The organism is Brucella grignonensis (assembly GCF_002252505.1).
Classification (GTDB): Bacteria; Pseudomonadota; Alphaproteobacteria; order Rhizobiales; family Rhizobiaceae; genus Brucella; species Brucella grignonensis.
On the sequence record NZ_NNRL01000151.1, the window covers coordinates 66,327 to 90,552 of the forward strand.

Sequence of the window (24,226 nt, forward strand, 5' to 3'; positions counted from 1 at the left end):
ATCACTGTACCAGCTTGAAGAGAATGAAATTTGTGTGCCGGATTATCAACTTATGCAGAGCTGCCGATCCGACAAATCGAACTGCTTCCACTTTTCAATAGAGAGAATGGTTCGGGGCTTCTTAAGCTACCTGCCCTGCACACCAGCCGGACGACCATGCCCATTGGAAATTATAGCCGCCAAGCCAACCGGTGACATCGACCACTTCGCCAATGAAATAAAGGCCGGATACGTTCTTCGCCTCCATAGTCTTGGAATCGAGGTCGCGTGTATCGACACCACCCAATGTCACCTCAGCGGTGCGATAGCCTTCTGAACCCGCTGGTTTTACATGCCAGTTATTGATCGCAGCTGCAGCCCGCCGCAAGATGGCGTCCGAAAGATCTGCAAGATTGGTCGCCGGAAAGTCCGCAGCGATAAGCTGGGCGAGTTTCTTGGGAATGAAGAACGATAGAGCCGTTTGCAGTGCCTGCTTACCGTTTTTGGAGCGCTGCGCCTTAAGAGCTTCAAACAGATCGGTCGCTGGCAGCATGGAGATGACAATCTCATCGCCTTCACGCCAGTAAGATGAAATCTGAAGAATGGAGGGGCCACTGATGCCGCGATGCGTGAACAGCATCGCCTCGGCAAATTTCGTCTTCTTGCATGAAACCACAGCATCGACGGCAACGCCCGCAAGTGGCTTCAATCGCTCCAGCAAATGCGGCTCGAAAGTCAGCGGCACCAGACCGGGACGTGTTTCAACAATACGCAGCCCGAAACGCGTGGCAACGTCATAACCAAAGCCTGTCGCACCCATTTTCGGAATGGATTTACCGCCGGTCGCAATAACCAATGACTTTGCTGAAACGGTGCCGCCAGAGTGGCGAATGACAAAACCGCGATCGGTTTTCTCAACAGTCTCGATTGCTGTTTCAAGCTGCAAACGCGCACCGTAACGATGCATCACGTCAAGCAGCATATCGATGATCTGCGTTGCGGAACCATCGCAGAAAAGCTGTCCAAGCGTTTTTTCGTGATAGGCGATGCGATAGTTTTCCACGAGCTTGATGAAATCGCGCTGGGTGTAGCGACTAAGTGCAGAAATACAGAAATGCGGATTCTGTGACAGAAAGTTTTTCGGGCTTGCATGAATGTTGGTGAAGTTACAGCGCCCACCGCCCGAAATACGAATCTTGTCACCGGGCTTTTTCGCGTGGTCCAACACCAACACGGAGCGACCGCGCTTTGCGGCTTCGATCGCGCACATCATGCCAGCAGCGCCAGCGCCTATCACCAAAACATCGACGCTCTGCAACAGTCTACTCCGGGTCAATTCTTCGGGGCACCATATTGCGCTAGATCGCAAGCGCAAGACGTGTTTTGGAGTTTTTAAACATCTGGCCGTTAGAAAGAGTATAAGGATGGACCATTTTCAAAGAAGCGGGGGCAGAATTTGAAGGTTTCAGTCTCATCAGCGCCTGATATAGCAAACGGACAGACCCGTTTTGCGGGGGGAAGCGTCTTTTGGATGCTGCTTGTCCTTGTCGTGCTGATTGGTCTGTTGAGCATCCCGCTGACCGTTCCAATTGGCCCGATGTATTGGGATACCTATCTCTATCTCGATGCAGCGCAACGCATAAACACAGGGCAAATTCCCTCGGTCGATTTCTTCACCCCGGTAGGCCCGCTGGGGTATTATCTCTTTTCTTGGGGAAAGAGGCTATTTCCTCAAGCGCAATCCTTGTTGCTTGTGCAGTGGTCCACGCTTGTCGTTGCAGCTCCCCTCATGGCAGTGGTTCTCGCCGAAGTGGGACATAAAAGTCGGGCGATTGCCTTCGCACTTCTCATTCCCTTTCTGGCCTTCGCCATTTTCCCCGCCAATGTGCAAACCTATACATCTTATCCGGGCCTCGACGGCTTCGGCATCTATAACCGTCAGGTGTCGCTGCTGCTTTATGTGCTGACATGCGGTCTGATGTTTATTGCTGACGGACGCAAGCTCGCAGCCTTTTGCGCCATTACAATGCTTGCCCTGTTTCTTACCAAGATCACAGGCTTTCTGGTTGGAGGACTGTTCGGGCTGACTGCACTTCTGGCAGGGCGCTTGTCAATTAAAACCGCTTTGATTGCCGCCGCCATAACACTGATCGGATTGGCCACACTCGAACTAAACGGCCACATGATCTCTGCCTATCTCGTCGATATCGAGCAGCTTCTGATCTTGAATGAAGGCGCGCTGCTGCCACGCTTTTTGACAGTCTTATCCGGCAAACTTGATGTGATCCTGCCTGCCGCAATTCTCATTCCGGTTCTTTTCTGGATTGAGTTGACGCGCAGCCCATTTGCAACACGCTTTTTTGATCGTAGCTCCATATGGCTCACGGTCATTTTGCTTGGTGGCATCATTCTGGAAACACAAAATACCGGCAGTCAAGAATTCATCTTCATCTGGCCTCTTCTGTTGATGATCTACGAGCGCATTAAACGCATCAAAGGCAAGGCAAGGATTGCCTTTCTGGTGCTTGCGGCCTTCTGCGTCATCCCCACCTTCAGCAAGGTCACGCACAAGATTCTGCGCGTCATTGCGGTAGCACCCACTTATGTCCAACCACCTGTGACAGAACTTAAAACCATGCGCCAGGTATCCGTCAGGCCGGACATCATGGATCGTGCGAAATTGCTACCCATGCATTATGCAGATTATTCTGCACCTTACGAAGCATTGGCAACGCAGGGGCAATTGCCAAGCTGGCGGCTTTACTCAGAGCTGGATTATCAGATGTACTGGATCATCTCCGCCGATGAAGCCATCAAAGCCTTCAAAGCGTTCGAAAGCCGTGACGGCGTTTATATCAAAACGCTGATGACGCTCGATTTCACCGATCCATTTCCATGGCTGCTGAACCGCGAGCCCACCCGGAAAATCCAGATCGGTGCTGATCCGTTCCGCACGGTTCCTGCAATGACAGATGAAACAAGAGTGGCGGTTGAGGCAACCGACGGCATTTTGCGTCCTAAATGCCCAATGACGACAACCCGTCTTGCCCTGCAGGAAATTTATGCGGACGCACTCAAGGATCGCGAAGTTGTGCCGCTTGACGCGTGCTGGGACTTGTTGCTGCGCCCCGGCATTCTGCAAAAATAGTCGAACAAAAGCGAAAGGCCGGATGAAACCACCCGGCCTTTCTTTGTTACTTGATTTGCGCTTTCACGAAATCCTTGACGATACCGACGATGCCGCGCCCAAGAATCTCATCAAGCGCAGCGATGAACTCATCGACATGCGCGCGGCCACAAATCAATGGCGGCTCCAGCCGGATCACATTGCGATTATACTCGGTGAAAGCCACCAGCACACCGTGATCACGCAGCAGATGGCTGCCGATAAAGCCCGGCAGCGATCCTTTCAGCTTATCGTCGAGCATGGCGAGCACAGGGCGCAACACCAACGGCATGGCATTTGAGAAATCGTGGAACTCCAGCCCCACCATCATGCCTTTGCCGCGCACGTCCTTGATGAGTTTTGGGTAGCGCTCGTGCAACTCTTTCAGCCGATCGAGCAGATAATCGCCGGTTTCTGCCGAGTTATCGATGAGATGTTCATCATAGAGCACGTTGATCGTTTCAATCGACGTTATGCAGGCTTCACCAATGCCGCCGAAGGTCGCCATGGCATGGATCATCGCTGTTTTCGGCGTGCCGTACGCTTTCATATAGACGTCGCGCTTTGCGATCATCGCAGCCATAGCTGTCTTGCCGCCACCCAGCGACTTGGCAAGCGCTGTGACATCCGGAATGACACCATAATGTTCGAAAGCATAGAACTTTCCGGTACGGCCAAAGCCGCACTGCACTTCATCTGCTACCCAGACCACGCCATACTGGTCGCACAACTGGCGCAACTTCTGCCAGAATGCGGCATCGGCCTGAATGATGCCGCCGCCACCCTGAACAGTTTCGAGCACGATGACACCGATTTCCGGATCGGTGCGGAAGGCGTTTTCGATGGCATCAATATCACCAAACGGTACGCGAACCGTATTATCGACCAGCTTGAACTCGCCACGGTAAAGCCCGCCATCGGTGATCGACAGCACGCCCTTGGTCTTTCCATGGAATGAGTTTTCGGCATAGACAATCTTGGGCTTCTTAGGACCCGCTGCACGTTCTGCAACCTTGATCGCAGCTTCCATGGCTTCCGAACCGGACGAGCCCAAGAAGACCATATCGAGATCACCCGGCGAGCAGGCTGCAATGTCATAAGCAAGTGCTGCTGCATATTGCGACATGAAGGCGATGGCGATTTCGTGCCGCATTTCCTCCTGAAATTTGCGGCGCGCCTCAAGAATGCGCGGATGATTATGTCCCAGCGCCAGAGATCCGAAACCGCCGAAGAAATCGAGAATCTTGCGGCCATTCTGGTCATAATAATACATGCCTTCGGCGCGCTCGATCTTAACCTTGTGAAAGCCGAGCAGCTTCATGAAATGCAGCTGGCCCGGGTTAAGATGATCGGTAAAAAGCTCGGTCATGCGCGGCAGATCGAGCGCCTTCGCATCTTCGACTGTCAGAAGCTTCGGCTTGGGCGTGTGGTTGGCAACAGCAACCGCATCATGTGTCGTAACTGTCTTTGTCATGGTTCTGTCCTCACGCCGCCTTCGATGCATTGGCAAGTTTCTTGCGATATTCGCTATAGGCCGCGATCAGCATGTCCTCATCACGATATTGCGGTATCCAACCCAATTCCCGTTCGCCTTTTGAAACATCAAGAACGCACATTTCATCGGCGATCAGATATTGCTCAGGATCCATCAAAGGCTTGTTGAGCCAGTCGAGGAAATCCAGCGTGCGTTTCACCGCCCATGCAGGCGTCGGCACTAGAATGGATTTCGATCCCGCGTGCTTGACCAGATCACCCAGCAGTTTACGCACCGGCGGCGGGTTCAAAGAACCAAGATTATAAACCTCGTTTGGCACGCCTGCCTTGAAGGCCGCATAGCAAGCAGATGCGCAATCAAACACCGAGATGAATTGATAAGGGTTCTTGCCTGAGCCGATCATCGGAACCGGCAGATTGCTATCGATCAACTTGAACAATTTTTCCAGAATGCCAAGGCGTCCCGGTCCGATAATCAGACGCGGACGGAACAGCGAAATATTCATGCCGCGCTTGCGCCATTCAGCGGCCAGTTCCTCGGTCTTCAGCTTGGACAAGCCATATTCGCCCAGCGGATTGCAGGGATGATCTTCCTTCTGCGGCCAGACATAGGTATGGCCATAAACCATATCAGTCGTGAAATGCACAAGCCGCTTTGCACCAGCTTCATCCATCGCCTTGATGATGTTTTCCGTGCCGTAATAATTGACCGGGAAGAAGAAATCGTGACGCTTGGCCCGCACCTGAAGCGGCGACAGCATCTTGGCCGAGAGATTATAGACCATATCGTCAGCGCGAATGCCAAGCTTGCGGATTGCTTCCGGATCGGTCACATCCGTATGCACAAAAGTTGCTTGCGCATAATGCGCGAGATCGCTTTTCACGATATCTGCAACGATCACTTCATGGCCGTCAGCGAGAAGCATGGGAGCCAGATAACGCCCCACAAAGCCATCACCACCGAAAATAATATGTCTCATAATCCTGCCCCAACCTTAAACTTATGATGCTGAGCGGTCATGAACCGCCGCGTTCTGTTCTGCATTCGGCGTCTTGCCGCTCTGCGCGATCAGCACTGTTCCGATGCAAATGAAGGCGATGCCCGCGATCTTATAAGCGCCCAGCTCTTCCTTGAACAAAAGCCATGCGAACAGCGCGACAGCGACATAGGCGAGGCTTAAAAAAGGATATGCAAAAGACAGATCGACTTTCGACAGCACATACATATGTGATGCCATGGAAATCACAAACATGGTCAATCCAGCGAAAACCCATGGATTAAAGACAATCTGAAATATCCGATAAATCAGTGTGTCCGCAGAGTAACTAGCCGTACTGAATGACATCATGCCATATTTGAGCAGCAGCTGTGCGGCCGCATTGGTCATGACCGTGAAAAGAATGAATGGGATATATTTCATGTTCGGTCCCGTTTAATTGGTTAGAGCGGTACGCCGCCAGAAATCGGAGCAGAACCGCGCATCACGCATGTCCTCAAGCTGCTGCCATTCCGGAAAGCCCGCTTTGAATGTCTCGGCACTCATCCGCTGATCCTTGTAGGGATTGACGCGCCCGCCCGCCTCGATCGTCATACTGTCAAGCTGGTCGAGCAGCTCAAGCGTTTTCCGCCCGCGATTGGGGAAGTCCATCGTCAGGGTATAACCGGGCTTTGGAAATGACAGCAGACCCGGAGAATGCAGATTGCCGAAACGCTTGAGGACCGTGAGAAATGACGACTGGCCTGCATCGCGGCTGGCCTGAAGCAGCGCCGGAATCGTCTTTTCCGCTGCCTCAAAAGGCACAACGCTCTGATGCTGATAAAGCCCTGTGGGGCCGTAAAAGCGGTTCCAGTTGCGAAGACCATCCAGCGGATAGAAGAAGCTCGCAAATCCCGTCAGATGCGGCTGCTGTTTGCGGCGCTTGGCATGAAAATAGAGACTATTGAATGCCGTCAGGCTCAACCTGTTGAGCATCGAAAACGGCAGGTCAACCGGTACACCGAGCAGTGCTTCACCACTGTTTGCTATATGATTGCCATTGATCGCGTGATTACCGGTAATCAACACACCGCGACCTTCCGAGCGACCGCTTGCCAGTTGATCCACCCAGGCAACCGCATATTCATTCTGCCGATCGGATTCTTCAGCAATCGCAAAATATTCGGATAGGTTCCGGAAAGATGTGATGCGTTCTTCAACATCAAGGGAGCCAACCGGCATCAGTCGGATGCGAGCGTTGAGGATCAATCCCGTGAGGCCCATACCGCCAATTGTTGCTGAAAAGAGTTCAGCATTTTCTGCGCTCGAACAAATGTAATGCACACCATCAGAGCGCAGGAGCTCCAAGCTTTCCACATGACTGCCGAAAGTGCCCCGCAGATGATGGTTTTTGCCATGCACATCGTTGGCGATTGCGCCACCGAGCGTCACAAAACGCGTGCCGGGCGTCACCGGTAGAAAATAACCGTGTTTGGCGACCGCCTCGATAATTTCACTTAGCAGAACACCGGATTCAGCCTCAAGAACGCCGGTATGAACATCGAAGCTAACAATCCGGGCGTGCGTTCGCATCGGAACAAGCAATCCCGCATCGTTATGGCAGCTGTCACCATAAGAACGGCCATTGCCGAAAGCGAGCAGGCTTTCTGGACCTTCCAGCTTGGAAAACACATCATCGAACGCAATCGCGTTTCGCCGGCGACGAATGATGCGTCCAAAGCTATCGAAAGACTGATCCATCACCGCATCCCGGCAACAAACAGCAGGACTGCACCAATCGCGATCACCACCTGACTGCGCCAGTCATTGGCCAGGAACACGACAGGGTCGTCGTCCATTTCCCTGCGATGCGCCAGAATCCACACACGGATGATGATGTAGAGAACAATCGGCACCAGCGGCCAGATCAGCCATGGGTAGGTATACAGCACCTGCACCGCACCACTGTTGATATAAAGTGCCAGAACCACCACGGCGGTGAAGCCAGAAGCGACACCGCTCTGGCCTATGACGTCTTTATCTTCGGGGCGGTAGCCTCGACCGGCGATACGATCTTTTTCTGTAACCGTGGAATGCTGCAACTCAACATAGCGCTTCACCAGCGCCAGCGACAGGAAGAAGAACATTGCAAACGCCATCAGCCAGAAAGACTGCGGAATTTCGGTCGCCGCCGTGCCACCCAAAAGCCGCAAGGTGTAAAGCGCTGCAAGGCAGATGACATCAACCAGCAATGCGCGCTTCAACACCAGCGAATAGGCAGTCGTCGCAACCAGATAAAGACCGATAACCAGAGCAAAAGCTGGCGGCAGGAAAAAGCAGATTGCCGCTGCAATCAACAAAAGCAACGCTGAAACCTTGAGGCCGAACGGAATACTCAATGCACCGCTTGCAAAGGGGCGTGAACGCTTTCTGGTATGCTGGCGATCGAGCGGCAGATCAATAATATCATTGAGAATGTAGATCGCTGAGGCAGCCGCAGAAAAGGCAATGAAGGCAAGGATGGACGCTAACAGCACGTCGGGAAAGAAGATCGTGTGAGCGAGGAGCGCCGGCACAAAAACCAGAAGGTTCTTAAGCCATTGATGCACACGGAGCATTTTCAGATAGGGCTTGATGCCCGTTACACTTTTCTCAAAGAGCCGGCTGCCATTGGCTTTCTGAAAACGTGCAGCTGCCCGATCCGGAGCAACGACAACCACCTTTCGCGCAGCTTCAAAGACCGCTATATCGGCGCGATCATTGCCCGCATAATCGAAGCCTTGTGGGCCATAATGTTCTGTGAGAGCACGTGCCTTGGCATGTGAAGACAGATTGTTTTTGCCTGTCGTGGCTAAAACAGCTTCAAAAATACCGAGCCCCGAAGCAACCGCTTGCGCCAAGGGTTCTGCTGCTGCTGTCGCCAGAACCAGCCTGCGACCATTGGTATGTTCTTGACGAAGATAATCGAGAAATTCTTGTCGATAAGGCAACAAAGACGCATCAATGACGATCCGGCGTGCGATTTGCTGCTTGAGATGAGCCTTGCCTGACAGGAGCCAGATCGGCAGCAGGAAAAGATAAAGCGGATTCTTCTTCAGAAGAATGAAGGTGCTTTCCCAAAGCAAGTCGGTTGCGATGAGCGTCCCGTCGAGATCCACGGCCAGAGGCACGTCCTGACTTTTGAGCCGCTCATCCATTTTTCGCTATCCCCTTCAACCCCACCCCCGGCAACTTTCGTCAACCAAGCCCCCTTGGCACCCCAAAAGACAAAAGTACAAATGAACAATGAATAGTCTATTCTACAGTCGATAATTGTTATTGATAGGCTTGTCTCTATCAAATTGCCCTTTAAACAATCGCTACAAGTTTTGGTTAATAAACACGCGATCTCACATAATTGCTGGTCTATCTTTTCATCGCGTAATATAAGGCGTTGATTATTTTCCATTTTGATCTGCGCTTCTTGCACGAACACCTCAGGTTTAGAGCCGAACCATGAATATTGAATCTGCCTTGAATGATGGTGCCAATGTCTTTGAACTGGCACCAATTTCCCTGTGGCTAGAAGACTATAGTGGATTGCGTGCGCAGTTCGAACAATGGCGGAAACTTGGTGTTACGGATCTCAGGACGTTTCTTCACGAAGACACGAGTCGCTTGCGTATCTGCACAAGCCACATCCGTGTTCTCAAGGTCAATCGCAAAACTCTGTCTCTTTATGAGGCGCGTGACGTCAACCATCTGATCGAAAATCTTGAGCGCGTTTTCCGCGACGACATGCTCGATCCACATATAGAAGAAATGGTTCAGCTCTGGAACGGCGATAACGCTTTCATAAGCGATACGGTGAATTATTCGCTAGGTGGCAAGCGCCTCGACATCCAGCTCAAAGGTGTGGTTTTGCCGGGCCATGAGGAAAGCTGGAACCGCGTTCTTTTGTCCATCGAAGACGTGACCGCACGTGAAGAGGCTCGACGTGAGCAAAACAAGCATAAGCAGCATGCAGAAGGCCTGTTTGAACATTCGCCAGTCTCGCTTTGGGTGGAAGACTTCAGCCGTATCAAACAGCTGATGGACGATATCCGCGAGCGTGGCATTGTCGATTTCCGCGTCTTCACTGATGTACATCCGGAATTCGTGCGCCAATGCATGAGCGAAATCCGCGTTCTGGATATCAATCGAGAAACGCTCGAGCTGTTTCTCGCACCAGACAAACAGACGCTTCTGCAAAACCTGCCGCATGTTTTCAAAGCCGATATGGAAACCAATTTCCGCGAACAACTGATCGATCTCTGGAACGGCGTGCTGTTTCAGCGCCGCGAAGTTGTCAATTATGCGCTCGATGGAACCGAACGGCATTTGCTCCTGCAATTCTCGGTCCTACCGGGCCATGAAGAAGACTGGTCACTGGTTCAGGTCGCACTTGCAGACATTACAGCGCGCAAGAAGGCCGAAGCCTATCTCGAATATCTTGGCAAGCATGATGTGCTGACCAAGCTGCATAATCGCGCCTTCTATGTTGATGAGTTGAACCGCCTCGAGCGCAAAGGACACGTGCCTGTCTCGATCATCATCATCGACCTTAATGGCCTGAAAGCAGCCAATGACCTGCTTGGACATGCGAGCGGCGATGGCTTGCTGCGTCGCATCGGCGAAGTATTGAATGAGGCTGTAAAGTTGCCGGGCCACGCTGCCCGTATTGGCGGCGACGAGTTTGCAGTCGTGCTGCCTTATGTCGACGAGCGCGGTGCAGAAGCCGTCATGGAAGATATTCGCCGACTGGTCGATATCAACAACCAGTATTATTCACAGCTGAAAATCGAGCTTTCTATGGGTACTGCCACCAGCATGCCCGGCGAAAAGCTGGAAACGGTTGCGAAACGTGCAGACCTTCTGATGTATGAAGACAAGCGCATGCACTATTCGGCGGAAGCACTGCGAAAGTCGAAACTTTCCTGATCAATCATCAAACTTGATAATCGTCTTGCCGCGCGTGAGATCGGTGACAAGCTGCGCCAGCTCACTTTGGACAGCGAGCGGCATCGCGCCGGTCATTTCCACGCCGGTTGCTGTGAAGTTTTCGTTTGCAATGGTGACATGTTCGACAGCCGTAAGACGCGCTTTAAGAAGCGCGTGATCTGAAAAGTCACAAGCAAACGAAAAGCCGATCACCGGGATTACCTCGGTTTTCTCGGCCTGTCGCAGACACATCGCAGCAGTGCCACCATAGGCCCGCATCAAACCGCCACTGCCAAGCAGAATACCACCGAACCAGCGCGTGACCACGACCACGATATTATCAAGCTGTTGCCCGTCGATTGCTTGCAGAATGGGCTTGCCCGCCGTACCACTCGGCTCGCCATCATCGCTGAAACGATAATTCTGCCCAATGCGCCACGCCCAGCAATTGTGATTGGCCGCAAGATCGGAATGCTCAGTCAGAAAATCCTTAGCCGCCTGTTCATTTGCCACAGGAGCTGCCACGCCTAAAAAGCGGCTTTTCTTGATCTCCTGCGTGATGGTTTCAATGCGACTGATGGTGAACATGGCTATCCTGCAAACGGTATTTTTGCGACCTAGCATTTTACGTTGCGGATGACGACTCCTTATGCCTGCGTTAGCATTGCACACATGCAAACTAGGGTATAAGGCATTGAAAAATGAGCCGCGCGTCCTGACAGCCGCTCACCCCCGCCGAAAATTTGAAAGGTCCGCCGATGTTCGATTTGATTGTGAGAAACGCCAATCTTCGCGACGGACGTGAAAAGCACGACATTCTGGTCAAGGACGGCAAAATTGCTGATATAGTCCCATCCAAGGGCGAACATCAGGCAGCCAAAGAAATCGATGCAACCGACCGGCTCGTAACCCCGCCTTTCGTCGATCCGCATTTCCATATGGACGCGACCTTGTCGCTCGGCCTGCCACGCCTCAATCGCTCGGGCACATTGTTGGAAGGTATCACGCTCTGGGGTGAGCTTAAGCCGATGCTGACCGTTGAAGCCATGGTCGAGCGCGCGTTGCGTTATTGCGATCTGGCCGTTTCGCAGGGCCTACTGGCGATCCGCAGCCATGTCGACGTGAGCGACCCGCGCCTTCTCACTGCGACCGCGATGATCGAAGTACGCGAGAAGGTGAAGCCTTACATCGATCTGCAGTTGGTGGCCTTCCCGCAGGACGGCTATTATCGTTCGCCAGGCGCGGTCGATCTCGTCAATCGCTCGCTCGATATGGGCCTTGATGTCGTGGGCGGCATTCCACACTTTGAGCGCACCATGGCCGATGGCGCGGCATCGCTCGAAGAACTCTGCCGCATTGCCGCCGAACGCGGCCTGCCCGTTGATATTCACTGCGATGAAACCGACGACCCAATGTCGCGCCATGTCGAAACGCTGGCAGCACAGACGATGCGTTTCGGCTTGCAGGGCCGTGTATCCGGCTCGCACCTTACCTCCATGCATTCCATGGACAATTATTATGTCTCGAAGCTCATTCCGCTGATTGCGGAAGCGAAGATGAACGCCATTCCGAACCCGCTCATCAACATCACATTGCAGGGCCGCGCGGACACCTATCCGAAGCGTCGCGGCATGACCCGTGTGCCGGAACTGATGGCGGCTGGCATTAACGTTGCTTTTGGCCACGACTGCGTTATGGATCCGTGGTACTCGATGGGTTCCGGCGACATGCTAGAAGTCGGCCATATGGCCATTCACGTGGCGCAGATGACGTCGATCGAAGGCAAGAAGCAGGTTTTCGATGCACTCACCGTCAATTCGGCAAAAGCGTTGGGCCTCGAAGGCTACGGTCTTGAAAAAGGCTGTAACGCTGATTTCGTGGTGCTGCAGGCGCGGGACCCGTTGGAAGCGCTGCGTCTCAAGGCCAACCGCCTGACCGTCGTCAAGCGCGGCAAGGTTATCGCCGAGACTCCGCAACGTATCAGCGCGCTCAACCTCGAAGGTCGCCCATCATCGGTTGACGGGGCAGATTACGCGCCGTTAGGCTAACGATATCAACAGTTTCAGCCTACCCGACAGATTGCCGGATGAACGAACAAGAACAGTCGCGACTGAAAAAGTCGTGCCTATTTTTGAGGCCGCGACCTAATTCGCTTGTATTCGAGGCAGATTGAGCAAAGATAGAACTGTTGCTCATACATTCTGCTCACACAAAACGAAGCAACCGGTAGTGCAGTCCCGGCACGCCGAAAACACACACGAGGGGTCCAATGACCAAAATCATTAAAACATCGAACTTTACCCGCCGCGACATTCTCGCGATGTCTGCGGCTCTCGGTGCAACCGCCATCACAACGCGCGTTTTTGCTGCGGACGAGAAGCTCAAGGTTGCGGGTATTCACGCTTCGCCGGTCGAGAATGCATGGAATTCACGCCTTCATGAAGCGCTTAAGCAGGCACATGACGAAGGCGTCATCGAATATGTCTTCTCGGAAGGCGTTTCGGCGAGCGACTATCCACGCGCCATGCGTGAATATGCCGAACAGGGCATCAAGCTGATCGTTGGTGAATCTTATGCCGTCGAGCGCGAAGCGCGTCAGGTTGCAGGCGACTATCCGCAGACCACATTCATCATGGGTTCTTCCGGCAAAGAACAGGGCGACAACTTCGGTGTTTTCGGCACCTGGAATTTTGAAGCAGCCTATCTTGCAGGAATGCTTGCAGGCGGCATGAGCAAATCAGGTACTTTCGGTTCGGTCGGTGCTATTCCAATCCCTGAAGTCAACATGCTCATCAATGCGTTTCAGGAAGGCGTGAAAGAAACCCGCCCGGATGCGAAATTCAATGCGTCGTTCATCGGCACGTTCTTCGATCCACCAAAGGCTCGTGAAGCTGGCCTCGCCCAGATCGACGCCGGTGCAGATATTCTGTTTGGCGAACGCATTGGTACTGCAGACGCCGCCAAGGAACGCGGCATCAAGGCAATCGGCTCGCTGATCGACTATACACCACGCTATCCAGACACTGTCTTCGCCAATGCGATGTGGTACTTCCGTCCGATTCTCAATGCAGCCATTGCTGATGTTAAGGCAGGATCGCCAACCGGCAAGGATTACACGCCATTCAGCCTGATGAAGGAAGGCGGCAACGATATCGTTTATGTCAAGGGCGCTGCACCTGCAGAAGTTGAAGCCAAGATGGAAGCCCGTCGGGCCGAGATCAAGGCTGGCACTTTCAAGGTCGAGCCAAATCCGGCTGAGCCTAAGTAATATACATTCAGGGCAGCAGAAGTGGCACTCCATATGAAGCGACAGGATGCAACCGCGCTCGCCAACGCGATCGCGAAGGGCGTTTTGACTGCGCGAGAGGCCATGGATGCCGCCGTTGAAGCCGCAGAAAAATGGCGCCCTCTGGGCGCCATTGCATATCTCGATACAGAACTTGGCCACAGCAATGCAGCAGCTTTTGATGCAAGTACTGACAAAGTACCCTTTGCTGGTGTGCCATCGCTGTTCAAGGATCTGGGCGGACCTTGCGCTGGTCTGCCAATCCGCCTTGGCTCACGCGCCTGTGCAGATGCGCCGCGCGACCTTGATTCAGAACTGGCCGCGCGACTGCGCAAAGCCGGACTTAATTTCTTTGGAACGACAACCGTGCCGGAGTTCGGCATGGCACTTGCCAGTGAACCTCTCGACGGCCCCGTCGCGCGACATCCCTTCAATGAAAGGCTGTCCCCTGCCGGTTCGTCTGGCGGCGCAGCAGCAGCTGTTGCAGCAGGCATCGTTTCGATAGCTCATGCAACGGATGCAGGCGGCTCGATCCGCGTTCCAGCGGCCACGTGCGGACTCATTGGTTTGAAGCCAAGCCGCGGTGCCATGCCTGCTGGCCCGCATTTCGGCAATTATCTTGCAGCAATTGCGAGCGAATTTGCCCTTTGCCGTTCAATCCGCGATGCAAAAGCTTTGTTCCCACTTGTCGCTGGCAAGATCGAAAGCTTCCTTCCCGACGTAGCACTTGCATCAGACGCAGTGCCCGAAAAATTGCGCATCGGCATTATTTCAGGCGATCTCTGTAAATATCCGGTGACGGCTGAACGCAAACAAGTGGTTGCTGACGCAGCATACTTTCTGGAAGCACAGGGCCACACGATCCACGCCATCGATGCGGATGAGCTTGCACCACTCGTCGATGCCAGCGCCACAGCCTTTGACCGGATTATCTCGGCCAATCTCGCATCGGCAATTGATGCCTTTTCGATTGATGAAGCAAAGCTCGAAAGACTGACGCAGGCCGTGGCATCACGCGGACGCAAGATGAGCGCTGTCGCACTTTACAACGCCATGAATGGTGGTGTGATGGCCGCCTATCAGCTCTGGCAGATTTTCCACGATATCGATGTGCTGATCACACCGATGCTCTCGCGTGCACCGCAGCCAATTGGCGCATACGCGATGGATCATGACGATGTGGACGTACATTGGCATAAGATGAATGAGTTTGCCCCTTATGCGGCATTGGCGAATATTTCCGGTTTCCCGGCGCTTTCCATGCCTTTTGGCGAGGACGCAAATGGTATGCCGCTTGCAATTCAGTTGATTGGACGAATGGGAGCGGACAATCTTCTCTTGAACCTTGGCGAGCGTCTGGAGGAGGACCAGCGTTGGCAGCACAGATTTCCCGTTGCGGGGTTGAACACATGACCACCACAGTTCTTGAACTGCAAAACATCACCAAGCGGTTTGGCGCGCTTACCGCCAATGACGATATTTCGCTGAAGCTTGAGCGCGGTGAAATCCTCGCTTTCCTTGGCGAGAATGGCGCAGGCAAAACCACGCTGATGAACATCCTGTTCGGCCATTATGTGCCGGATGAAGGCCGCGTTTTCGTCAAGGGCGAGGAAATCCCGCAGGGCAAGCCCCGCGCCGCCATCAATGCGGGCGTGGGCATGGTGCACCAGCATTTCACGCTCGCGCCCAATCTCACCGTGCTTGAAAACATCATCACCGGCACCGAAAGCCTCTGGAAGCTCAAATCAGCGCACAGTGCTGCCCGCAGCAAGATTGCGGAAATCGCCAAGCGCTTTGGCTTGCAGGTCGATCCCGATGCGCGGCTTGGTGATCTGTCTGTTGGCGAGCAACAGCGCGTGGAAATTCTCAAAGCGCTCTATAACGACGCCGATATTCTGATCCTCGACGAACCGACCGCCGTCCTGACCACACAGGAAGCCGAAAACCTGTTTGCGACACTGAAAGAGATGGCACGTCAGGGCCTGTCATTGATCTTCATTTCGCACAAGCTGCATGAAGTCATGTCCGCAGCCGACCGCGTCGTGGTGTTGCGCGGCGGCAAGGTTGTGGCGGAGCGCAAGGCTTCCGAGACCTCGAAGGAGGAACTCGCCGAACTGATGGTCGGTCGTCGCGTTTCGCGCCCTTCACGTGCTGCGGCCACACCCGGCGAGACTTTGCTCGAAGCCAAGAACGTGACCGTGGTAGAGGATGGCGCGACCCGCCTTAGCGATCTCGACTTTCACCTTCGGGCTGGCGAAACGCTTGGCATCATCGGCGTATCGGGCAATGGACAAGCTGCGCTCGGGCGTCTGGTTTCGGGTCTCAGTCAGCCTGCGAGTGGCTCGCTCGTCATGTTCGGGCAAACGGTCACCAAGTTCGACCCGCGCCAGTTTGTGGCGGAAGGTGTCGGCCGTATCCCGGAAGACCGCAATGCCGAAGGGGCAATCGGCGATCTGACACTCTGGGAAAATGCTGTGCTTGAACGCGTCCGCAATCCGCAATTCTCCAATGGTCTTCTGGTCAACCGCACTGCAGCGCGTGAATTTACCGACCGCATCATCAAGGATTTCGATGTGCGTGGCGGGACGCCCGACAGCCGCATTCGCCTGCTATCCGGCGGCAACATGCAGAAGCTTATTCTGGGTCGCAATCTTGAAACTGCCCCTCGTATCCTGATTGCGGCACAGCCGACACGCGGCCTCGACGAAGGTGCAGTTGCGGCCGTCCATGCCCGCATTCTCGAGGCGCGCGCCAAGGGTGCCGCCGTGCTGCTAATCTCGGAAGACCTGGATGAAATCATCGGCCTTGCCGACCGCGTACAGGCCATCGTCAAGGGCAGGCTGTCACAACCAATTGATGCAAGCGAGGCCAACGCGCAACGGCTGGGTCTGATGATGGCTGGCGAGTGGCAGACAAATACCAAGAAGGGGCTGAACTGATGCGTATTGAACGACGCGAAACACGGCCCATGGCTCTGGTGGCAACCGCACCGGTGATCGCTGTTCTCGCTGCCTTTGTGCTTGCTGGCCTGTTGATCGCCGCCGCTGGCGCGCCGGTCTTCGAATCCTTCCGCCAGATTGCAATTGGAGCCTTCGGCACGAAGCTCTCAATCACCGAAACGCTCACCCGCGCAACGCCCTTGATGCTGACCGGCCTGGCGGCTGCCGTCGCCTTTCGCTCGAAACTCTGGAATATCGGTGCCGAAGGCCAGTTTTATATGGGCGCGCTGGCAGTCGTCGCCTGTGGCACGCAGTTGCAGCTTCCAGCCGCTATTCTCATTCCGCTATTGCTCGTCGTCGGCGCGATTGCAGGCATGATTTTCCTGCTCATTCCACTCGGTCTTCGCCTGCGCTTCGGTGTTGATGAAGTGGTAACGACACTGCTTTTGAACTTCGTTGCGGTGCTCATCGTCTCGATGATGATCGAAGGGCCGATGAAAGACCCCCTCGCCTTTGGCTGGCCGCAATCCGAGCCTGTGCCAGATGCGGCAATCCTGCCAAAAATCATGGCAGGCATGCGGCTTCACATCGGCATCATCATCGCTATCGCTCTGGCGCTCATCATCGCCTATGTGCAGAAGCGCACCGTGTTCGGGCTTGAAACCAAGGCTGCCGGTCTCAACCCGCAAGCCGCGCGTTTTGCAGGCGTTCCGCTTGGCAAGACACTGGTGAAAGTCGCCTGTATTTCTGGTGGCCTTGCAGGCCTTGCAGGCGCGATACAGGTCATGGGCGTGAAAGGTTACGTCACGACCGATCTCTCACCGGGCTTCGGCTATTCCGGTATCATTGTCGCGATGTTGGCCAATCTGAACCCTATCGGGGCAATTTTCTCGGCACTTTTTGCAGCCGCAATGTTTGTCGGTGCCGACGGCATGAGCCGCGCCATCGGCATTCCAAGCTTCATTGCCGATGTCACCGTGGCGCTGTCGCTTCTGACTATGCTGGTTGCTCTGTTCTTCACACAATACAGGATCGCCCGATGAACGAGTTGATGGATATCCTGCTTTCCGCAGGCCTCTGGGTCTCGGTCCTGCGCATTGCAACGCCACTGATCTTCGGCACGCTCGGCGCGCTTTATTGCGAACGGGCGGGTGTGCTCAATCTCGGCATTGAAGGCATCATGACCTTCGGCGCGATGATCGGCTGGCTGACGGTTTATAACGGCGCAGACCTCTGGGTGGGCGTGCTTGCAGCGGCAGCATCGGGTGCCCTGTTCGGCCTGATTCATGCGGCCCTCACCGTGCCGTTGGGCTTGTCGCAACATGTGGTGGGCTTGGGCATAACGCTGTTTGCGTCGAGCCTCAGCTATTTCCTGTTCCGTCTTCTGGTGCCGCTTTCATCGACGCCACCCACCGTCACGCCATTCCAGCCCATCAATCCATCCTGGCTTGCGGATATTCCGTTTATCGGGCAGGTCCTCGGAACACAGACAGCCCTCACATGGATCGCCATTCCACTGGCAATCCTGCTCGGTTACGTGCTTTTCCGCACGCCGCTCGGCCTTGCCATCCGCATGACTGGCGAAAACCCACATGCCGCTGAAGCACAAGGTATCAACCCGATCCGAGTCCGTGTCTTCACGATCATGTTCGGTAGCGCCTTAATGGCTGTCGGCGGCTCCTTTTTGACACTCTCCGCTTTCAACTCGTTCTTCCCCACTATGATGCAGGGACGAGGCTGGGTATGCATTGCACTGGTCGTATTTGCCTCGTGGAAGCCTGCCCGCGCGCTTCTGGGCGCATTGCTCTTCGCTCTCTTTGATGCGTTCCAGCTGCGCCTGCAGACGGTTTACGGCAAGGTCGTGCCTTACCAGCTCTTCCTGATGATCCCTTACATCATGTCGATTGTGGCGCTCATCGTCATGGCGCGCCGCGCACGCGTGCCACAGGCACTGATGCAGCCCTATCGCCGCGGCGAGCGATGAGCAAAAAAGCGGCGGCATGTTTGCCGCCGCTTTTTTATTATAATCAGGCGCTATAGCGCTTCTGACCATCCATCCAGGTTTCACTGACCTTGATCTTGCTGATCTTCGTCGGCTCAACCTTCGTCGGGTCTTCTTCGAGAATCGCGAAATCAGCGCATTTGCCTTCTTCGAGACTTCCGACAATATCATCCATCCTGCAGTGATAGGCTGCATCAATGGTTACGGCGCGCAGCGCCTGCTCCACCGGGATACGCTCATCGGGAAAGAACACGTCACCACCGTCATTCATGACACGTGCGACAGCATCCTCAACACAGCGCAGCGGTTCAATCGGCGTCACATTCCAGTCTGAGTGGAAGGAAATACGCAGGCCTTCAGCCAGCGCCGTTGCACACGGGTCGTAGAACTTCGCACGATCAGGTCCAAGAATTTCGTCACGGAAGGCTTTGCCCCACCACCGCACATGTCCGATGAGAAAGGAGGGTTGCAGCCCGAGCTCTTTTGCCTTTTGCATCTGATCCTGATGAAAAATGCTGCAATGCTCAATGCGATGACGGTGATCGTCACGCGGCATTTCTTTCAGCACTGCTTCGTAGGCTTCAATCGTTGCATCAATTGCCGCATCACCATTAGCGTGAACACCGACCTGCCAGCCGCCCTGATGCGCGCGACGGACCGCAGCGGTCAACTGTTCGAGCGTATAGTTCATCGCGCCACGATCATTTGTCCCGAGATAGTTTTCACGCTGATAGCCGGTGCGTGCCTGATTGGAACCGTCCGCCCAGGCCTTGATGCCATCATAGCGATAAAGATCGCTGCCACGTCCCGGTTTGATATTCATTTTCTCCCACTGATCCAATGCAGTCGAGACCAGCATGCCGCGATAGCGGATCGGCGGATTTTGCGACATAACCTGATCCAGCAACGCCAGATGCTCCGCTGGCGCCATCATTCCTACACCGCAATCATGCAGGGATGTGCAGCCAACCGACGCAGCCTTATCGAGCATGCGGCGGATACTGGTCGAAACGTCAGCCGCCGTAGGCAATGGCATTTTCTCGATAAATGCATTGAACGCAGGCGGCTCTTCAAGACGGCCGCTCAATTGACCGTTGGGTGTTTTGACGTAGCGCGCCTCAGGAGGGTTCGGTGTCGTATCGGTGATACCTATCAGCGCAAAGGCCTTGCTATTGGCATAAGCGATGTGGCCGTTGCTCTCCATCATGAAAAATGGATTGTTCGGTGCCAGCTCATCCAGCTCTGCCAAGGTCGGGATATGGGCGCCTTTGGTGATGCTTGGATCAAATTGCTTGGCCCTCACCCATTCGCCCTCACTGGCCTTGCTGACACCATTGCGCAGCGTGTTCCAGACCTGTTCGAATGTCGGCGTAGTGATCGGACTGACATCGATCCAGTCATCCATAACAACAAAAACTGAATGCATATGCGGATCGATCAGACCCGGCATCAGCGTTCTGCCATCCAGTTCCACGATACGTGTGGCTTTGCCGCGAAACTTGTCGACATGGTCTGTCGTGCCGACTGCAAGGATGCGGTTTCCACGCACAGCGATTGCCTCGACGTTCGGTGTTTCGCCCCCCAGTCTTTCAGCATTGAGCGTGAGAATGGTTCCGCGACGGAAGATTATATCGGCCGGAGCATTGGCGCTCGACAAATTGCCCTTGGCCATTGCTGGTTCCACCGCCGTTGCGGCAAAGATCGCGGCAGCAGCACCGCCCATGTATTTAAGAAAGTCGCGTCGTGAAGTCGTGTGCTTAAATACAGCCATCAGTCCGGGATTGCAGGCTAAACACATGGGTCGTAATTCCTATAAATGGGGGAATACTTTGCCTTACCCATCAAAAAGAACTACAAAAATTATAAATAGGCAAATAAAATTATCATACAATGTTTATATTGTGTCTATCTAAAATATTTATCACTTATAATAACTATAATACTATTTAGTATTTAAAACAAAAACGGCGCCCAGAGGCGCCGTTCTTTTATAAAATTAAAGCAGATCAAGCAACGCTCGACTTGCCGCTCTTTTCAAAGCGCTTACGCTCATTCGGGTCGAGGTAGAGCTTGCGCAGACGGATCGACTTTGGTGTCACTTCAACCAGTTCGTCGTCCTGAATCCACGACAGAGCGCGTTCCAGCGTCATGCGGATCGGAGGCGTCAGCTTCACAGCCTCATCCTTGCCGGCAGCGCGGATGTTGGTGAGCTTCTTGCCCTTAAGCACGTTGACTTCAAGGTCATTGTCACGGCTGTGAATGCCGATCAGCATACCCTGATAGACCTTGACACCAGCATCGATGATCATCGGACCGCGATCTTCAAGATTGAAGAGCGCGTAAGCAACAGCTTCACCCTGATCGTTGGAAATCAGAACACCATTGTTACGGCCAGCGATTTCACCCTTGTATGGCTGATAATCGTGGAACAGGCGGTTCATAATCGCCGTACCGCGTGTATCTGTCAGAAGTTCCGACTGATAACCGATCAGACCACGGGTCGGTGCGTAGAACACCATACGAACGCGGTTGCCGCCCGAAGGACGCAGCTCGACCATTTCGGCCTTGCGTTCGGACATCTTCTGGACGACGGTGCCGGAATATTCTTCATCGACGTCGATAACGACTTCTTCCACAGGCTCCAGCATTTCGCCGTTCTCGCCTTCCTTCATGACGACACGTGGACGCGAGACGCCAAGTTCGAAGCCTTCACGGCGCATGTTTTCGATCAGAACTGCGAGCTGCAATTCGCCGCGACCGGAAACGAAGAAAGAGTCTTTTTCGTTCGATTCTTCGATCTTGAGCGCAACGTTGCCTTCCGCTTCCTTGAAGAGACGGTCACGAATAACGCGGCTCGTCACCTTGTCGCCTTCGGTGCCAGCATAAGGGCTGTCATTGACGATGAAGGACATGGTCACGGTCGGCGGATCGATTGGCTGTGCTTCAAGCGGAACGCTTACCGAAGGATCGCAGAAGGTGTCGGCAACGGTGCCCTTGGAAAGACCGGCAATAGCGACGATGTCGCCTGCATGGGCTTCGTCAATAGCCTGACGCTCGATGCCGCGGAATGCAAGGATCTTCGAGATACGGCCGGTTTCGAGCAGCGAACCATCCTGACCGAGAACCTTGACGGCCTGGTTGGACTTGATCGAACCCGAATGAATGCGACCGGTGATGATGCGGCCCAGGAATGGATCGGCTTCAAGGATCGTACCGATCATGCGGAACGGACCTTCGGCGACCTTTGGCGCAGGCACATGCTTCAGCACGAGGTCGAACAGCGGAGCCAGACCTTCGTCCTTCGGACCATCCGGTCCAAGTGCCATCCAGCCGTTACGGCCCGAACCGTAAAGGATCGGGAAGTCGAGCTGTTCGTCGGTTGCGTCGAGATTGGCGAAAAGGTCGAACACTTCGTTGATGACTTCTTCATGACGGCCATCCGGACGGTCGATCTTGTTGATCGCAACGATCGGACGCAGGCCGACTTTCAGCGCCTTGCCAACAACGAACTTCGTCTGTGGCATTGGACCTTCAGCAGCATCAACGAGAACGATAGCGCCGTCCACCATCGAAAGGATACGCTCAACTTCGCCGCCGAAGTCGGCGTGGCCGGGTGTATCGACGATGTTGATGCGGGTGTTCTTCCAGACAACCGAAGTGGCTTTCGCGAGAATGGTGATCCCGCGTTCCTTTTCGATATCGTTGGAGTCCATCATGCGTTCTGCAACGCGCTGGTTCTCGCGGAACGAGCCCGACTGCTTCAGGAGTTCGTCGACCAGTGTTGTTTTGCCATGATCGACGTGTGCGATAATAGCGATATTACGCAATTCCATATGGAGATCACTTCTATATGAGTTGGGAGCCGCGCCAAGATGGATGCACGGAAAATCAATGGGGCGCTCTTACAGGTTTTTTTGCGTTTTAGAAAGGGGCAGTGCGAAACTGCCCCTCAATTAACCCGAAAAGCCCGGATTTAATTGCTTTTTTACACTGCCATTCTGACAGTTTTTTGTCGCCAGGACCTATAAAAGCGTTCCCGACAAAATTATCAGCGCAACACTGAAGTAGATCACAAGGCCCGTCACGTCGACCAAAGTGGCAACAAAAGGTGCTGATGCACTAGCCGGATCAAAGCCAAGCCGTTTGAGAATGAACGGCAGCATCGAACCCGTTACCGAGCCGAATGTCACAATACAGACCAGCGCCATCCCGACCGTTGCACCCACCAGAATCCAGTGCTCGCCGTAATCGTAAATACCGAGCTTCTGCCACAGCGCAATTCGCACCATGCCAATCAGACCCAAAAAGCTGCCCAGTGCCAGACCAGTCGGCACTTCGCGCATCGCAACCCGCCACCAGTCTTTCAGCCTGACTTCCTGAAGTGCAAGCGCGCGGATGATCAGCGACGTTGCCTGCGAACCGGAATTGCCGCCCGAAGACATGATAAGCGGAATGAACAGCGTCAGCACGAGCGCTTTTTCCAGTTCAAGTTCAAAATGCTGCATGGCACTTGCCGTCAGCATTTCGCCCAGAAACAGGATACCCAGCCAGCCAGCACGTTTCTTGAGCATCTCACCAAAGCCGATACGCATATAAGGCTTGTCGAGCGCCTCCATACCACCGAAGCGGTAGGCGTCTTCACTGGCTTCTTCTGTCATGGCATCCAGCACATCATCGACGGTAACAATGCCGATGATGTGGCGGCTGTCATCAACGACAGGAACGGCCAACAAGTCGTGCTTACGGAACAGACGCGCGACATCCTCGCGATCCGCATGTGGCGAGATCGTGATCGGATCATCATCGCGGGCAAGTGACAGGATCGGCTCGTCCAACTCACGAATGATCAGACGGCGCAAGCTGACAACACCCAGCAAAACACGGCTTTGTGGATCAACCACATAGATTGCGTAGACAGTCTCACGCGTGCGCTCGACCTTGCGGATATGGTCGAGCGTCTGCCCGACATTCCAATTGGAAGGCACAGTGATGAATTCGATGGTCATCAAGCTACCAGCCGTGTTCGGCGGATAGCCCATGAGCTTCTTCAATGCAGCCTTGGTTTCAGGCGCAAGAATGGGAAACAGACGCGCGCGATCGGCATCTTCCAGTTCCTGAAAGACGTCGGTAGCACGGTCAGCGGACATACCATCAAGCAACAAACTGGCAGTGTTTGGAGGAAGGATGGCCAGAATTTCGGTTGCACGTTCAAGCTCCGGCTGATCAAGCAGGCGGATGGCATCTTCGTGCGAAAGCTGGGCGATAACGGCTACTGCGTCATCGGCATCCAGCTCATTGACGATCTCGACCGCGTCGCCCGTACGAATATCGGCGAGGCGGCTGGCAATTGCTGCAGCAGGGAGGTCGGCAACATTGAGCACTTCAGAGACGAAGTTGTTGTCGGGCTTAAGGCCGGTCATGGGC

18 protein-coding genes are annotated in these 24,226 nt (G+C 54.2%); 8 read left to right on the forward strand and 10 right to left on the reverse strand.

Features of this window, described 5'->3' with window-relative positions; all coding sequences use genetic code 11:
* Window positions 1–121 precede the first annotated feature (121 nt).
* The gene (locus CEV33_RS04925; protein ID WP_094539385.1) at window positions 122–1,297 is read right to left on the reverse strand and encodes a BaiN/RdsA family NAD(P)/FAD-dependent oxidoreductase; all 1,176 of its coding nucleotides are present in this window, start codon (window positions 1,295–1,297) and stop codon (window positions 122–124) included.
* A gap of 213 nt (window positions 1,298–1,510) precedes the next feature.
* Between CEV33_RS04925 and CEV33_RS04930 the strand changes: the two genes are divergently transcribed.
* Entirely contained in the window at window positions 1,511–3,127 is a 1,617-nt protein-coding gene (locus CEV33_RS04930) for a hypothetical protein (protein ID WP_235818365.1), read from the forward strand.
* Window positions 3,128–3,173: 46 nt separating this feature from the next.
* Here CEV33_RS04930 and CEV33_RS04935 read toward each other — a convergent pair whose 3' ends face one another.
* Genes CEV33_RS04935 through CEV33_RS04955 form a run of 5 tightly spaced genes read right to left on the reverse strand, consistent with a single transcriptional unit; the run spans window position 3,174 to window position 8,813 of the window.
* Window positions 3,174–4,619: an aspartate aminotransferase family protein gene (locus CEV33_RS04935; protein ID WP_094539387.1), complete on the reverse strand. Its 1,446-nt coding sequence runs from the start codon at window positions 4,617–4,619 to the stop codon at window positions 3,174–3,176.
* Between the two features lie 10 nt (window positions 4,620–4,629).
* Complete coding sequence (locus CEV33_RS04940) at window positions 4,630–5,619, reverse strand: NAD-dependent epimerase/dehydratase family protein (protein ID WP_094539389.1); 990 nt, start codon at window positions 5,617–5,619, stop codon at window positions 4,630–4,632.
* Between the two features lie 21 nt (window positions 5,620–5,640).
* Entirely contained in the window at window positions 5,641–6,060 is a 420-nt protein-coding gene (locus CEV33_RS04945) for an EamA family transporter (protein ID WP_094539391.1), read from the reverse strand.
* A gap of 12 nt (window positions 6,061–6,072) precedes the next feature.
* The gene (locus CEV33_RS04950) at window positions 6,073–7,377 is read right to left on the reverse strand and encodes an FAD-binding oxidoreductase (protein ID WP_094539392.1); all 1,305 of its coding nucleotides are present in this window, start codon (window positions 7,375–7,377) and stop codon (window positions 6,073–6,075) included.
* Window positions 7,377–8,813 (reverse strand): UbiA family prenyltransferase, encoded by a 1,437-nt coding sequence (locus CEV33_RS04955; protein ID WP_094539393.1) that lies wholly within the window; start codon window positions 8,811–8,813, stop codon window positions 7,377–7,379. The genes CEV33_RS04950 and CEV33_RS04955 overlap by 1 nt, the downstream gene beginning before the upstream one ends.
* Before the next feature lie 298 nt (window positions 8,814–9,111).
* Here CEV33_RS04955 and CEV33_RS04960 point away from each other — a divergent pair, with 298 nt between their 5' ends.
* Window positions 9,112–10,575, forward strand: a complete 1,464-nt coding sequence (locus CEV33_RS04960; protein ID WP_094539394.1) for a sensor domain-containing diguanylate cyclase — start codon at window positions 9,112–9,114, stop codon at window positions 10,573–10,575.
* Here CEV33_RS04960 and CEV33_RS04965 read toward each other — a convergent pair whose 3' ends face one another.
* The gene (locus CEV33_RS04965; RefSeq protein WP_094539395.1) at window positions 10,576–11,163 is read right to left on the reverse strand and encodes an IMPACT family protein; all 588 of its coding nucleotides are present in this window, start codon (window positions 11,161–11,163) and stop codon (window positions 10,576–10,578) included.
* Window positions 11,164–11,333: 170 nt separating this feature from the next.
* On the opposite strand from CEV33_RS04965, the gene CEV33_RS04970 reads away from it, so the two are divergent.
* From CEV33_RS04970 to CEV33_RS04995, 6 genes are all read left to right on the forward strand, one after another.
* On the forward strand, window positions 11,334–12,623 hold the full coding sequence (locus CEV33_RS04970) for an amidohydrolase family protein (protein WP_094539396.1): 1,290 nt from the start codon (window positions 11,334–11,336) through the stop codon (window positions 12,621–12,623).
* Window positions 12,624–12,844: 221 nt separating this feature from the next.
* Complete coding sequence (locus CEV33_RS04975) at window positions 12,845–13,843, forward strand: BMP family protein (protein ID WP_094539397.1); 999 nt, start codon at window positions 12,845–12,847, stop codon at window positions 13,841–13,843.
* Between the two features lie 33 nt (window positions 13,844–13,876).
* Entirely contained in the window at window positions 13,877–15,274 is a 1,398-nt protein-coding gene (locus CEV33_RS04980) for an amidase (protein ID WP_094539398.1), read from the forward strand.
* Entirely contained in the window at window positions 15,271–16,800 is a 1,530-nt protein-coding gene (locus tag CEV33_RS04985; protein ID WP_094539399.1) for an ABC transporter ATP-binding protein, read from the forward strand. Before CEV33_RS04980 ends, CEV33_RS04985 begins: the two co-directional genes overlap by 4 nt.
* The gene (locus CEV33_RS04990) at window positions 16,800–17,843 is read left to right on the forward strand and encodes an ABC transporter permease (RefSeq protein WP_094539400.1); all 1,044 of its coding nucleotides are present in this window, start codon (window positions 16,800–16,802) and stop codon (window positions 17,841–17,843) included. The genes CEV33_RS04985 and CEV33_RS04990 overlap by 1 nt, the downstream gene beginning before the upstream one ends.
* Entirely contained in the window at window positions 17,840–18,784 is a 945-nt protein-coding gene (locus CEV33_RS04995; RefSeq protein WP_094539401.1) for an ABC transporter permease, read from the forward strand. The genes CEV33_RS04990 and CEV33_RS04995 overlap by 4 nt, the downstream gene beginning before the upstream one ends.
* 43 nt (window positions 18,785–18,827) lie before the next feature.
* Here the strand turns inward: CEV33_RS04995 and CEV33_RS05000 are convergent, their stop codons facing one another.
* The 3 genes from CEV33_RS05000 to mgtE form a co-directional block, all read right to left on the reverse strand.
* Window positions 18,828–20,600 carry an amidohydrolase gene (locus CEV33_RS05000; RefSeq protein ID WP_208620158.1) on the reverse strand — a complete coding sequence of 591 codons (1,773 nt, stop codon included), beginning with the start codon at window positions 20,598–20,600 and terminating at the stop codon, window positions 18,828–18,830.
* A gap of 208 nt (window positions 20,601–20,808) precedes the next feature.
* Window positions 20,809–22,635 (reverse strand): translational GTPase TypA, encoded by a 1,827-nt coding sequence (gene typA, locus CEV33_RS05005; RefSeq protein WP_094539403.1) that lies wholly within the window; start codon window positions 22,633–22,635, stop codon window positions 20,809–20,811.
* Window positions 22,636–22,824: 189 nt separating this feature from the next.
* A complete protein-coding gene (gene mgtE, locus CEV33_RS05010) occupies window positions 22,825–24,222 on the reverse strand; it encodes a magnesium transporter (RefSeq protein WP_094539543.1) in 1,398 nt (465 codons plus the stop codon).
* Window positions 24,223–24,226: the final 4 nt, after the last annotated feature.